This window comes from Enterocloster alcoholdehydrogenati, assembly GCF_013282095.1.
Lineage (GTDB): Bacteria > Bacillota > Clostridia > Lachnospirales > Lachnospiraceae > Enterocloster > Enterocloster alcoholdehydrogenati.
The window spans coordinates 65,362-78,218 of sequence record NZ_BLTJ01000011.1 but is presented as its reverse complement, the minus strand read 5'-3'; the positions used below and the strand labels follow the sequence as shown (position 1 = coordinate 78,218).

The following is a 12,857-nucleotide window of genomic DNA, read 5'->3' as shown; positions in this document are numbered from 1 at the left end:
ATGTTTCACAGCGTAGGACGCATTATGGGATGGGCAAAGAACTATCGAAAGCGAATGATTCTGGGCTTTGTGTGCTCGTTTTTTGCAACATGGTGTACCGCGGGGCCGGTGATGCTGGCGGCCTGGGCCCTGGGGCGGATGATCGGGAACGCCTGGGGAGAGAATGAGCTTTCCGGCTCTCTCCCATGGCTGTGCTTATCTGGCATCGTCGTTCTGATCCTGCTGCGGTTTTTCTTCACCTATTGGAAAAACCGGCTCCAGGAGAGCATCGGAACGGAACGGGCGGCAGAGCAGCGGATGGAACTGGGAGATGTGCTGAAACGGGTGTCCCTTGGGTACTTTGCCAAAAACAATCTGGGGGACATTTTGGCGGCGCTCACCACGGAGTTGAGTACACTGGAACTCCAGAGTATGAAAATGGTGGACGCGGTGGTAAACGGTTATATTCAGGTAGCCGTGATCCTGCTGTGCGTGGCGATTTTCTGCCCGCCCGCCGCGCTGGTGGCGCTGATCGGTGTGCTGGTGTCCGCCTTTGCGCTGCGGGGCATTGGCCGTCAGAGCGCCCGCACCGCTCCTGTGAGCCACCGGGCTCAGGAGGCATTGTCCGGCGCGGCTGTCGAATACATCCACGGTCTGCCGGTAGTGAAATCCTTTGGACAGGACGGGGTTTCCGTTCAGCGGTTCCGGGACGCCTGCCGGGACAATAAGGCCATCCGAATCAAAAACGAATTTGGTTTCGTCCCCTGGAACTGCCTGCATCTGTTCGCTCTGCGGGCGGCGTCCGTGGGGCTGGTGCTCGCCGCGGGCCAGCAGGCTTTGGCAGGCGCTTTACCGCTCCCGTATTTCCTGATGATCGCCCTGTTCTCCTTCACCATTTTCGGCAGTGTGGAGGCCATCAATGACGCGGCCCACATCCTGTCGGTGACAGATTCGGTGCTGGACCGGCTGGAGGAACTGGAACATACGGATTTCATTGACAAGGGCGGGAAAGAGGTCACGCCGGAGCGGTTCGATGTGTCCCTCTCCCATGTATCCTTCGGGTATGGGAGCCGCGAGGTACTCCACGATGTGACCTTTACCGCGCCCCAGGGGACCACTACCGCCATTGTGGGGCCGTCTGGCTCCGGCAAGAGCACGATATGCAATCTGGTGGCCCGCTTCTATGACGCGGACCGCGGCTCCGTGTCAGTGGGCGGCCACGATGTGAAAGAATTTACCTGCGAAAGCCTGCTGAAAAACATCTCCATGGTCTTTCAAAATGTGTATCTCTTCCAGGACAGTGTAGAGAACAATATCAAATTCGGCTGCCCCGATGCCACCCACGAGCAGGTGGTGGCCGCCGCCAAAGCTGCCTGCTGCCATGACTTCATCTCGGCCCTGCCGAACGGCTATGGCACCGTGATTGGAGAGGGCGGCTCCACCCTTTCCGGCGGGGAGAAGCAGCGCATCTCCATCGCCCGGGCCATTTTGAAGGACGCCCCTATCGTCATCCTTGATGAAGCGACCGCCAGTGTAGACCCGGAGAATGAACACCTGATCCAACAGGCTCTGTCCGCTTTGACAAAGGGGAAAACCATCCTCACCATCGCCCACCGGCTGGCTACCATCCAGCACGCGGATCAGATTCTGGTGGTGGAGGATGGCCGTATCGCCCAGCGGGGTACCCATGCGGAACTGATGGCCCAGGGCGGCTTGTACCGGCGGTTTATTGAGATTCGGGAACAGGCCGAGGGCTGGAGATTGGCGTGAAGAAAAGAGTGAAACGGCAACACGGCACATCACTTCATGCCTCTGGCGAAGACTATCTGGAGGCCGTGCTGGTACTCCAAAAGGAAAAGGGCATGGTACGCTCCGTGGATGTGGCCCGGCACATGGGAGTCTCCAAGCCCAGCGTGTGTCACGCGGTAGCTACCCTAAAAGAAGGGGGCTTCCTCACCATGGACGGGGACTTCTTCCTCCGCCTGACCGATGTGGGCAGGGAGGTAGCCGAACAGACCTATGAAAAACACTGCTTCTTTACCCGCTTGTTGACGGAGGCAGGTGTCGATCCAAAGACAGCAGAACAGGACGCCTGCCGCATGGAGCATATGATCAGCGAGAACAGTTTTCGGCATCTGAAGCAGAGTATGGACAAAAAGAAATAGCCGCAGGAGGTGAGGCTGGTGACAGGGATGGCCGTGCTGCAATACGGGAATTTGCGTATTGACCCAAATGAACGCAGGGTCTATGTAAATGAACAAGTTGTGGAATTGACCACGATGGAGTTCAATATTCTATATTATCTGGCTTTACACCCCGGCTGGACTTTTACCCGGGAGCAGCTTTACCGATATGCAATGTCTGACGACTTTGCTTCCGGCCTCGAAAGCGTCACCAGCCGGATCTACAAGATACGGAAAAAACTAAATATCAATGGGATTCAAACGGTACACGGATACGGTTATCGCTTTGAGAAGTAAGAGACACTGGTGATTGTAATAGCATATACTTAATAAAAACGCAGCTGCCAACCAAGGCAGCTGCGTTTTTTGTTTAATGAATAGAATACACCGACCCGCATACGGTTCAGCCGTTATAATTGTGGCTTGACAAATACAATCGTTTGATTTAAGATAATATCATTATTGGATAATATGATTATCGAAAAGAGGTGAACGAAATGCGTCCTGTAAACGAAAAGCTGCGGAAGGATCTGCTGGAAGCCGGGAAGCGCGAGTTTATGGAGAACGGCTTCCGGGGGGCATCCTTAAAAAGTATAGCAGCCTCTCTTGGAGTAACAACTGGAGCGATTTACCGCTACTATACGGACAAGGAGGCACTGTTTGACGGATTGGTGAGAGAGCCAGCCCAAGAGCTGGTAGAGCGTTATCGGACCCTTCAGCAGACCTTTGCCGGCAGGAGTTTGGAGGAGCAGCTTCAAAAGCTCCCGGAGGTACCGGACAAGGAAGCCTCCTGGATGATGGACTTTCTCTACGACCACTTTGACGCATTCAAGCTCATCGCCTGCTGTTCCTCCGGGACAAAGTACGAGCATTACCTGGATACCCTGGCGGAAATTGAGGATCACTCTGGACGGCTTCTGGTGGATCGAATGGTGGAAGCTGGCTATCCCATTCGCCGTCTGGATGATGAGCTGATCCACATCATGTCCACCGCACTTTTCAACGGCATGTTTGAAACAATCCGCCATGATATGCCGCGGGAAAAAGCGATGGTTTATATGGATGACCTGCGGAATTTTTACTCCGCGGGCTGGTTCCGTCTCCTTGGAATACCCTTTGAATAAAGGGTTTTCCTTTTGATTTTAAGTTAGCAGTTACTAACCATAAGAAAGGGGTTTTAAGCTATGGATAACAAGAAAGCGCCCTCACCCTTTGCTGTGCTGTGGGGTTGGGCAAGTGGTGAGCACGGCGGATTTTATGCTTCGGTAGCCCTGGCGGTGCTGGGGGTGGCCTGCGGTATGGCGCCATACTTCTGCGTGGCTGCTATGATTGGGCTGCTGCTGGAAGGAGGCGGCCTTGTGGAGTGCCTGCCCTGGTGCGGTCTGGCCCTGGCAGGCTATGCGGGAAAGGCGCTGTTTTCCACATGGTCTACCAGCCTGTCCCACACGGCCACCTATCACACGCTGCGGCGTGTGCGGCAAAATCTGCTCTCCAAACTGAGCCGGGTGCCCATGGGGACGATCCTGGACACGCCCTCCGGCCAGTACAAGACCACCATTGTTGACCGGGTGGAAGGGATGGAGCCCACTCTGGCCCATCTGCTGCCGGAGATGACCTCCAATTTGCTGGTGCCAGTGAGCATCGCGGTCTATATCTTCGTCCTGGATTGGCGAATGGGGCTCGCCTCCCTGGTGACCACGGTGATTGGGTTCGCAGTAGCCTCCCAGAGTGGCAAGACTTACGCTGCCCGATGGCAGGGCGCCGTGGAGGTGGGCCGCCGTATGGCAAATGCCATCGTGGAGTATGTGGGCGGCATCCAGGTGGTCAAAGCGTTCAGCCAGTCCGCCGGGTCTTATAAGCGGTACTCCGATGCCGTGACCGAGAACGCCCAATACTATGTGGACTGGATGGCGGACAATCAGAAGTATATGGCGGTCATGCAGGCGGTCATCCCCTCGGTGCTGCTGCCCGTCCTGCCGGTGGGACTGCTGATGTGGGGCAGCGGAAGCCTGAGCACCGCCGTATTCCTCACCATCGTCGTGCTGTCCCTGGGGCTTACCGGTCCTCTGGTATCAGCCATGACCTTTGTGGACGAATTGGCGGTGGTGGGTACCAATGTGGGTGAGATTTCCGCCATTCTGGAGGCTCCGGAGCTGGAGCGCCCCGCGGCAGAGACGAAGCTGAATGGGCTGGGTATCCGGCTGGATCATGTGTCCTTTGCCTACAAGCAGGAGGACGGTGAAGTGCTCCACGATGTAAGTCTGGACATCCGGCCGGGGACGGTCACCGCTCTGGTGGGCCCTTCCGGCTCCGGCAAGAGCACCATCGCCAAGCTCATCGCCGGTTTCTGGGATGTGACGGGCGGCTCTGTCGCCTTGGGCGGTGTGGATCTGCGGAAGATCCCGCTGGAGCAGCTCAACCGCCAGATTGCCTATGTATCTCAGGACAACTACCTCTTTGACCGCACGGTGCAGGACAACATCCGCATGGGCCGCCTGAACGCCACCGATGCGGAAGTCGAGGCGGTAGCCAAGGTTGCCGGGTGCGATGATTTCATCCGCCAACTGGATCAGGGCTACGACACCATTTGCGGCGGGGGCGGCGGCCACCTTTCCGGCGGCGAAAAGCAGCGCATTTCCATTGCCCGCGCCATGCTGAAGGATGCCCCTATCGTCATTCTCGACGAGGCCACCGCCAGCATCGACCCGGAGAATGAGGCGGTCATTCAGCAGGCTATCTCCCGGCTGACGGAGGGCAAGACGCTGATCGTCATTGCCCACCGGCTGGGCACGGTGGCCGGCGCGGACAACATTGTTGTGGTGGAAGATGGCCGGATCGCCGCCCAGGGGAAGCAGGAGGAGCTGCTGGCCTCCTGCCCGCTGTACCGGCAAATGTGGCAGTCCTATCTGGGCGTCCGGGACGGAGAGGAGGAATAAGAGATGTTCAGTGTACTTCGGAAAATTTCCGCCTTTGCGGGCAGCCGCAGGGGGCTTTTGAAAAAATCCATGCTCGTGGCTTTCCTGGGGGCTGTGTTCACCGCCTTCCAGTTCTGGGCCCTGATGCTGACCCTGGAGATCCTGGTGGCCGGCGCGAACTTGAGCATATGGCCGGTGATCGGCGTCATGCTGGTCTCTGTGGCGGGACGGACCGCCTGCTCCTACTGGTCCACCAATGCGGAGACAGAGACGGGCTACTTCATGGTGGCGGAAAAACGGGTCCATATCGGAGACCGGCTGCGCTACATCCCCATGGGCTACTTCAATGACAACTCCTTGGGCAACATTACCGCCGTAGTCACCACCACACTGGGAGATGTGGAGAATAACGCCGCCCGATGCCTGGTCAGCGTCATCGGCGGGTTCCTCAACACTCTGGCCATGAGTCTGGCAATCCTGCTTGTAGATTGGCGGCTCGGCCTGCTGGCTATCGGGGGGATTCTTGCCTATCTGCTGGTTGCGGAACTGAGCCAGCGGTCTCTGCTCAAGACAGGGCCTGCCCGCCAGCACGCCCAGATGAAGCTGGTGGAGGCAGTGCTGGAGTACATCCAGGGCATGAGTGTGGTAAAGGCTTACGGCCTGGATAAGGACAGCGGCCAGGCTGTGCAGAAAACCGTGGATGAAAGCTGTGAAAAGGCCCTGGGGCTGGAACACTCCGTAGCCCCCTGGATGGGCCTGCGGCAGATTACGGTGCGGGTGTTCGCCGTGGCGCTGGCTGTGTGCGCCCTGGTGCTCTATTCCAGCGGGAGCCTGCCTCTGACCCGGTGCCTGCTGATGCTTGTTGCCTCTTTCATGCTTTACGCGGAGCTGGAGAGCGCCGGCAATATGGCAGACAATCTCCAGATGCTGGGCGCCTCTATGGATAAGGCCAATTCCATCGACGATACGCCGGTGATGGACATTGACGGGGCGGAGCTCCGCCCGGAGGATGCCTCTGTCCGGTTTGAGGATGTCTCTTTTTCCTATGGGGAACGGACCATTCTGGATCATGTGAGCCTTACAGTCCCCGCCGGCAGCACCACCGCCGTGGTAGGTCCCTCCGGCGGCGGCAAGACCACTCTGTGCAATCTTATCGCCCGCTTCTGGGATGTCCAGGGCGGAAGGATCACCGTGGGCGGCCATGATGTGCGGGAGTACAAGCTGGACAGCCTGATGAAGAACATCTCCATGGTGTTCCAGTCGGTGTATCTTTTCAACGATACCGTGGAGAACAACATCAAGTTCGGCCGCCCGGACGCCACCCATGAGCAGGTGGTGGCCGCGGCCAAGGCCGCCTGCTGCCACGATTTTATCATGGCCCTGCCGGATGGCTACGACACGGTATTGGGAGAGGGCGGCGGTTCTCTCTCCGGGGGTGAGAAGCAGCGTATCTCCATCGCCCGGGCCATGCTCAAGGATGCGCCCATCGTAATTCTGGACGAGGCCACGGCCAGCGTAGACCCGGAGAACGAAGCGGAACTCCAGGCCGCGATCTCCTCTCTGACAAAGGGGAAAACCCTGATCCTGATCGCCCACCGGCTGAAAACGGTGCGCAATGCCGACCAGATCCTGGTCCTCAATGGCGGGCACATTGTCCAGCGGGGAACTCATGAGGAACTGATCGCCCAACCGGGCCTGTATGCCGACTTTGTTCATGTCCGGGCCAAGGCCAACAGTTGGAAGCTGGAGGCTTGATGCGGCGGCTTATCTGCCTGCCGGACTCCGTTGTATCATGGGCTGGGGAGGGACTTCTATGGAATTGAATTTTGAGGGGATCGCAGTCGGAGCGGCCTCTCTGCTGGTGATTGGAGCCTTTCATCCGCTGGTAATCTGGTGTGAATACCACTTTTCTCAAAAGATTTGGCCGCTGTTTCTCCTGTGCGGGCTGATCTGCCTGGGTTTGGCGCTGTTTGCACATGGGCTGCTCTCTATTCTTTTGGGACTTGTGGGCGTGGCTTTTCTTTGGAGCATCCGGGAACTGAAAGAACAGGCACGGCGGGTAGAGCGGGGATGGTTTCCCAAAAATCCCAAGCGAACTTAACACAGGAGCGCCGAGGAGTTCCAGACTACGGATGACAGTGCCAGGGTTCAGGAGATTTTCGATGAACTGCTGAACTTCGACAACGACAATGTATTGGATCTGCCCCTGCTGTTTGTCAAGGATATGATCGTCTACAACACTGACAAAATCGCAGGCTATGATTTTTCCAGCACGCCCATGTTCTTTGATGTGCGGCTGATCCAGCCGGCGGAGTGATGGACTAGCAGAATATGAGACAAGGAGCCGGCCTGCTAAGACCGGCTCCTTGTCAAAGGATGTGTTTCCAAAGGAAAGGGGGCAGATTTGTTTGTCGTTGCACCAGTCCGGCGAGGACTACTTGGAAGCTATATTGATGCTCCAGAAAGAGAAAGGCATGGTGCGCTCCGTGGATGTGGCCCGGCACATGGGGGTGTCTAAACCCAGTGTATGCCACGCAGTAGCAACCTTAAAAAAGGGCGGTTTCCTCACCATAGACGAGGACTTCTTTCTCCGCCTGACTGATGTGGGCCGTGAGGTAGCCGAGCAGACCTATGAGAAACACTGCTTCTTTACCCGCTTGTTGACGGAGGCGGGTGTCGATCCAAAAACAGCGGAACAGGAGGCCTGCTGCATGGAGCATGTGATTAGCGAGAATAGCTTTCGGCATCTAAAGCAAAGTATGGACAAAAAGAAATAGTCGCGGGAGGTGAAGCTGTTGACGGGGGTAGCTGTACTGCAATATGGGAATTTGCGTATTGATCCAAACCAACGCAGGGTCTATGTAAATGAACAAGTTGTGGAGTTAACTACAATGGAGTTCAATATTTTATATTATCTGGCCTTACACCCCGGCTGGACTTTTACCCGGGAGCAGCTTTACCAGTATGCAATGCCCAATGATTTTGCCTCTGGCCTTGAAAGCGTTACCAGCCGGATCTACAAGATACGGAAAAAACTAAATATCAATGCGATTCAAACGGTACACGGATACGGTTATCGCTTTGAGAAGTAGAAGTAAAAGGGAGCGGCCTTTGTTGATCAATGAAGGTTGCTCCCTTTTGCCGTGTTGAAAATTGGAATTAAAATGGAAAAAGTGAAAACTCAGTCAGAATTTGGTCAGATTTACCGAATACAATGGAGATAAATTCTAACCATATAGGCAACTTTCGAAAACGGGAGGAATGTGTATGAAAACTAAAAATCGAAATAGCAGAGGGAATTTCAAGTTGCGTTAGGCGGTCTTATTCTTAAATGAATGAGGCCGCCTTTTCTTTTAATTCCCGACAAAATTCTACAAAAAAATCAAATTACTGAACCTGGATCATTGGCAGACCTGCTGCCCGCTCTAATGGGCAATGCAGGTTCGTGTGCAAAGTGCGGTTCAGATGGCAAGGAGCCAAATGCGCATGGAAAGTTTGAAAACCATGCACATAAAAAGGTTCGTCGCCCATCTGCTTACATTTCGACACACAGTTTACTATCGAATATGGTTCTTCTGCCGCCCTTTTCGGAGGACAGGGCGGGAACATCACAAGACAAGCGACAAGCCTCCTCCTGCGGGCGTCGGAAGTCGTGACGGACTTCTTTATGTGTATCACACAGCCGATTGCTCACCTTTGTGGTGTGTGGTCGGCTGCGTTGTTTTATATAGAACACGAAGACGCCCATTAGTTCGGTGCCGATCCCCTCCAAATGTTCAAGATTCCCAAAAATTCTTGAACGATTTGGAGGACAAGACCATGCGGTATCGAAATAATGGACAAATAGAGGAAGAACTGCAAATCAGATTTACAGGTTACTTAATCCAGGCAGTAAAACGCACACGGCGCGATTACCTGAACACACTCAACCAATACAGCAACAGTGAAATACTGACCGATACAACCTATACCACAGGACAGACTTTGGAACAAGAGGTTACAGAGCACCTTCCTCTATGGGATGTGATCGAAAGTAATGCGCTCTTCTATGCACTCAAGCGGTTGAATGAACGCGAGCGGTATGTGTTCCTGTCGCATGTTTTGGACAACTGCCCTTTTGACTTGATTGGTGTAAGACTGGGCCTGACTTATAAAGGCGCAGCCGCAGTCTATTACCGTGCTGTTCAAAAGTTGAGAAAAAGTATTGAGGGGGTGGAAAAACATGATATTTGAACAACTGTTGTTTCAGGCAAAAGAAGGTGATCTGGAGTCAATTACCGATATTTTGAATATGTATCGGCCCTTACTGCTCAAATATTCTGTAATTGACGGCCGGCTGGATGAGGATCTATACCAGGAGCAGTGCATTACATTGATGCGAGCCATCAAACTGTTCCGAATTTGAATTTATGAGAAAGGCTCCGAGACCTTTTGATCTCGGGGCCTTTCCCGTGGATTCAAACAGGATGTACTAAGAGGAAAAAAACAAGCGCACAGCAGTAGTTGGATGCTGCTGTGCGCTTATTTCGATATAACCTATGGACCCCAACTTTGCGGTTGGGGCCACACTGCGGTAAAACCTACCCTACTACGATTTTTTATTGCTGCGAAAAGGAGCTCTGACCATACCTATTGTAATTTCATTGCTCTTCTCCAGCGGCAGCCTTATCATAGTAGTAGATATAGGCGTTGTAATCCCGAAACCGAGTGATCAGCCGAATCCGGATGTACAAATGTGCCGTTTCAGAATAGAGGTTAAATTCAGTCGGATCACTGGTAGTCTCGGCATATCGGCAGAAGCGTTTCATGGTCTCCAGCGTCTTAAAGGCCGGCAACTTGAATAGGGCATTTTGAAACTCATCGATTTCTTTTACCAACTCTGGCGGCGTCTTTTTGCCGCTCTCATTGTGCCAGGTTGTCCACCAGCGGTATCCATCGTAATCCGAACGGGAATAAGCAAGTTCGCTGACGGGGCGTTCGATGAGCTGCATTGGAGGCTTGTAGGTGTGCTTGAACACTTCTGAAAAAGTGCAGTTCTGCACCAGATAACAGATGGACTTTTCCGCTTTTTTCTTCAGGTGTCCAGACTTGACGGCATCCCATTCCACGAGGAGCAGGGGCGTATGGGCGGCATCCCGAAGGGCCTCATCCATGCCGCAGGCTTCACAGATCTGCACATCCGCGTATCGACTGAGGGCGTTGACCATCAGGTGGGCTGCCAGAGGAGCGCCACACCGCAGGCATTTGGGAGGGGCCGCTGCATCGCCATGAGCATAAAGCTTTTTGTCTTGCTTCCAAGCGGCTTCCAGTAATTCTTTGGGGTATAATTTGATTTTCATAATTTTTTACTCCTTCTTCCGGTTTTTCTTTTCATTGCCTTTTGACGAATATTGGTAGTTTCTTGAAATGTTTGAGCAAGGGATGGATCATGTCTTGTGTCGCTTTTCCAGTGCCGCTCCTTTGACCAGGGCTGGTAGACTGGAAGCTCTTCCTGGAACAATGCCAGCAATTCAGCAGCCATGTCCTCACGGCGGAGATATAGGCTGTTCTTCACAGTCTGGGTATCGCAGTCGGTGATGATGGTACGCAGCGAGATTCCGTGATGCTCAAAGGTGAAATGCCGGTGATGAGCTGGGTCTTCCGCCTCAATCCATAGTGGAAGCGTATCAGAGGAACCCTCTAAACGGCGCCAGCCGCTGTAATCGGTGTAATGAAATCCTGGTATGTGTTTTGCCAGCCGGCGCAGGGCGATATACAACCGCATATACCGTCTGCCAAGCTCGCCGTTCAACCGGCGGGAATAGTAGGTGTACCCGTCCAGATCCAGTTTTTTCAGTTTTTGAGTGTTGAAGATGTATTCCACATATTCTGTTCCGTCTTCCAGCCGTACTTGCCCGGTGCGCTCGCCTAAACCGTTGCGCTTGATCCAGGCATGATACCGCTTGCCGGTGGTTTTGGTGTTGATAAAGCCGCAATCTTTGGCGCGTAAGCCGCCCAGATTGACGGTCAGACTGTCCCAGAAGACCAGCTGGCCGAAGCTCTCTTGATAGAGTTTGATGGCAAGATTACCTTCTGGATAGGTGGCGATTTTAACAGTTAGTGCATATTCGGTTCCTTTCATTTTAAATGGTATTGGTTTCATAATCTCTCCGTGAACTAGACCAGGGGACTGCAAGGACAGCCCCCTGGTCATGGTTATAAAACTGTGCGCCTGTCCCCGCAGTATGAGAGCGGGGAAGAGGTGATGCCTTTGACGGCCCTATTGGAATCTTAAAGATTTCGGGTCATTCGTACATTAGGCGGCACCCGCCGCGCTTTCAAAGAGCTTGTACAGTGTGGCACACATATCCGCTTGATTTCTACAGGAAATGGTATGAGCATGGCCGTGATTTCGCCTCTCATGATCCATTGGTCCTACCGTGATGCTCAACTGAGAACGCTCCTGAGTAATCCAGAGTCGTCTGCCAGCGGACGGGTCTTCGGCTACAATCCAAAGTGGACGCTGGCGATCCATATAGGAACGATAGTAGGAACGCCACCCGCTATAATCGGAATAGCGGAAGTCGGGACTGCTAGAACGGCGCTGTTCCAGAACTTCATAGATTTTTTTGTATTTCATGCGCTGCGCCTCCCTTCCTGCAATGATAGATATTCAGCGTACCCCTCCGGGTCCAGTTCACGCAGGCGGTCTGCCCGGAAGCGGTACTCTGGATACTCACAGTAACCACTGCGCTGCGTTGCCCCGGTAGGGATAGCCAATCCGTGGCGGATCAGCCAGACCGGGAAATCGGCGTCACCATTGGTATCGATGAACGCGCAGTCTTTCCCCCGTTCCCCGTCCAGATTGACCGTCAGAGAGGCCCAGGGCTCCGCATAGCCATTTTCCCATGTGTGCATGGCAATCGCCAGGTTGCCGTCCATATAGGCGGATACCTTTAGCTGGATGGGATGTGTGGAGCCGTACTTTTCATAAGGGAAGGTAATAGGCCCTTGCCTACCCATGGCCGGCATTGGCCTTTGGGCCGGAGCTGTACTGATGTTTGGTGTCAGATCCAGTTCCCAGCATATAGCGAGAATATCAGAATCGTCCACACGGTAGTTATATTTTTTGGCATACTTGGGGTGGAAGAGAAGCTGACCATTCTCCACAACAAATTTGCCTTCCTTGGTGCCATAGGTGTACTGGCGGCCATCCAGAAGATGTTGCACCTTTTTGGCGTCCGCTTTGATCTTTCCTTTGTCGTACCATGTGGTGTACTGCACCGCAACCTCAAGATTAGGGTTTGAATGAAAGCGGGTTTCTAAAAACTGCAGGACGCGCCCGCAGACTGCTACCCGCTGTTCCACTGTTTGGGCAGAGTTGAAGGACAGTGTGAAATAGGAGTAATCCCGCCCAGACAATCCATAGCCGTGAAGCGTATTGCTGAAGTCGTTGCACCAGAAAAACAGTTCCCAACGGGAACTTCCGTAAGGCGCCGGATCTTCAGCTTCATACTGATAGCAGATAAACTCCCTGGCAATGGCCGCCATAACAGAGGCCATCACAGCGTTTTTTGACTCAGCTGCCTGTTTGATCCTGCGGTGCGCCTCATCAGGGCCGGCATCGCAAATCTGACGGTTTGCCTCCCGCTGCTCCGGGGTGTAGACATATTGGAGTCTGAGCGAATGGACATCTTCCCGGGCATAACCCCGGTCAATCCATTTTGCGCTGAAACTTTTGACAGAAGATTTATCATGCAATATATTCATAGTGATTCTCCTTTTGGATTTGATGTAAATG

The 12,857-nt window shown here is 53.8% G+C and carries 16 protein-coding genes; 12 read left to right on the top strand and 4 right to left on the bottom strand.

What is annotated here, in order from left to right; genetic code table 11:
• From HW447_RS13145 to HW447_RS13090, 12 genes are all read left to right on the top strand, one after another.
• A complete protein-coding gene (locus HW447_RS13145) occupies positions 1-1,749 on the top strand; it encodes an ABC transporter ATP-binding protein (protein ID WP_024729830.1) in 1,749 nt (582 codons plus the stop codon).
• Positions 1,746-2,144 carry a metal-dependent transcriptional regulator gene (locus tag HW447_RS13140; RefSeq protein WP_024729831.1) on the top strand — a complete coding sequence of 133 codons (399 nt, stop codon included), beginning with the start codon at positions 1,746-1,748 and terminating at the stop codon, positions 2,142-2,144. The genes HW447_RS13145 and HW447_RS13140 overlap by 4 nt, the downstream gene beginning before the upstream one ends.
• A 27-nt stretch (positions 2,145-2,171) precedes the next feature.
• Positions 2,172-2,459 (top strand): winged helix-turn-helix domain-containing protein, encoded by a 288-nt coding sequence (locus HW447_RS13135; RefSeq protein WP_034551876.1) that lies wholly within the window; start codon positions 2,172-2,174, stop codon positions 2,457-2,459.
• 200 nt (positions 2,460-2,659) lie between these two features.
• On the top strand, positions 2,660-3,286 hold the full coding sequence (locus tag HW447_RS13130; RefSeq protein ID WP_024738452.1) for a TetR/AcrR family transcriptional regulator: 627 nt from the start codon (positions 2,660-2,662) through the stop codon (positions 3,284-3,286).
• Between the two features lie 60 nt (positions 3,287-3,346).
• The gene (locus HW447_RS13125) at positions 3,347-5,098 is read left to right on the top strand and encodes an ABC transporter ATP-binding protein (protein ID WP_024729833.1); all 1,752 of its coding nucleotides are present in this window, start codon (positions 3,347-3,349) and stop codon (positions 5,096-5,098) included.
• A 3-nt stretch (positions 5,099-5,101) separates the two neighbouring features.
• Complete coding sequence (locus HW447_RS13120) at positions 5,102-6,832, top strand: ABC transporter ATP-binding protein (protein ID WP_024729834.1); 1,731 nt, start codon at positions 5,102-5,104, stop codon at positions 6,830-6,832.
• Between the two features lie 58 nt (positions 6,833-6,890).
• Entirely contained in the window at positions 6,891-7,178 is a 288-nt protein-coding gene (locus HW447_RS13115) for a DUF4491 family protein (RefSeq protein ID WP_081699213.1), read from the top strand.
• Between the two features lie 93 nt (positions 7,179-7,271).
• Entirely contained in the window at positions 7,272-7,394 is a 123-nt protein-coding gene (locus HW447_RS18140) for a hypothetical protein (RefSeq protein WP_256174551.1), read from the top strand.
• Between the two features lie 91 nt (positions 7,395-7,485).
• Entirely contained in the window at positions 7,486-7,854 is a 369-nt protein-coding gene (locus tag HW447_RS13105) for a metal-dependent transcriptional regulator (RefSeq protein WP_024729836.1), read from the top strand.
• 9 nt (positions 7,855-7,863) lie between these two features.
• Positions 7,864-8,169, top strand: coding sequence for a winged helix-turn-helix domain-containing protein (locus HW447_RS13100; RefSeq protein ID WP_024738451.1), 306 nt, complete (start codon positions 7,864-7,866; stop codon positions 8,167-8,169).
• A 727-nt stretch (positions 8,170-8,896) separates the two neighbouring features.
• The gene (locus tag HW447_RS13095) at positions 8,897-9,310 is read left to right on the top strand and encodes a sigma-70 RNA polymerase sigma factor region 4 domain-containing protein (RefSeq protein ID WP_024729839.1); all 414 of its coding nucleotides are present in this window, start codon (positions 8,897-8,899) and stop codon (positions 9,308-9,310) included.
• Positions 9,300-9,482, top strand: a complete 183-nt coding sequence (locus HW447_RS13090) for a helix-turn-helix domain-containing protein (RefSeq protein WP_009258011.1) — start codon at positions 9,300-9,302, stop codon at positions 9,480-9,482. Before HW447_RS13095 ends, HW447_RS13090 begins: the two co-directional genes overlap by 11 nt.
• A gap of 235 nt (positions 9,483-9,717) precedes the next feature.
• On the opposite strand, the gene HW447_RS13085 is transcribed toward HW447_RS13090, so the two are convergent.
• The 4 genes from HW447_RS13085 to HW447_RS13070 all read right to left on the bottom strand — a co-directional run bounded on the left by HW447_RS13085 (position 9,718) and on the right by HW447_RS13070 (position 12,826).
• On the bottom strand, positions 9,718-10,416 hold the full coding sequence (locus tag HW447_RS13085; RefSeq protein ID WP_024729840.1) for a hypothetical protein: 699 nt from the start codon (positions 10,414-10,416) through the stop codon (positions 9,718-9,720).
• Positions 10,413-11,219 (bottom strand): DUF4313 domain-containing protein, encoded by an 807-nt coding sequence (locus HW447_RS13080; protein ID WP_024729841.1) that lies wholly within the window; start codon positions 11,217-11,219, stop codon positions 10,413-10,415. Before HW447_RS13080 ends, HW447_RS13085 begins: the two co-directional genes overlap by 4 nt.
• A gap of 153 nt (positions 11,220-11,372) precedes the next feature.
• Positions 11,373-11,696: a hypothetical protein gene (locus tag HW447_RS13075; protein ID WP_024738450.1), complete on the bottom strand. Its 324-nt coding sequence runs from the start codon at positions 11,694-11,696 to the stop codon at positions 11,373-11,375.
• On the bottom strand, positions 11,693-12,826 hold the full coding sequence (locus HW447_RS13070) for a DUF4313 domain-containing protein (RefSeq protein WP_024729842.1): 1,134 nt from the start codon (positions 12,824-12,826) through the stop codon (positions 11,693-11,695). Before HW447_RS13070 ends, HW447_RS13075 begins: the two co-directional genes overlap by 4 nt.
• Positions 12,827-12,857 lie beyond the last annotated feature (31 nt).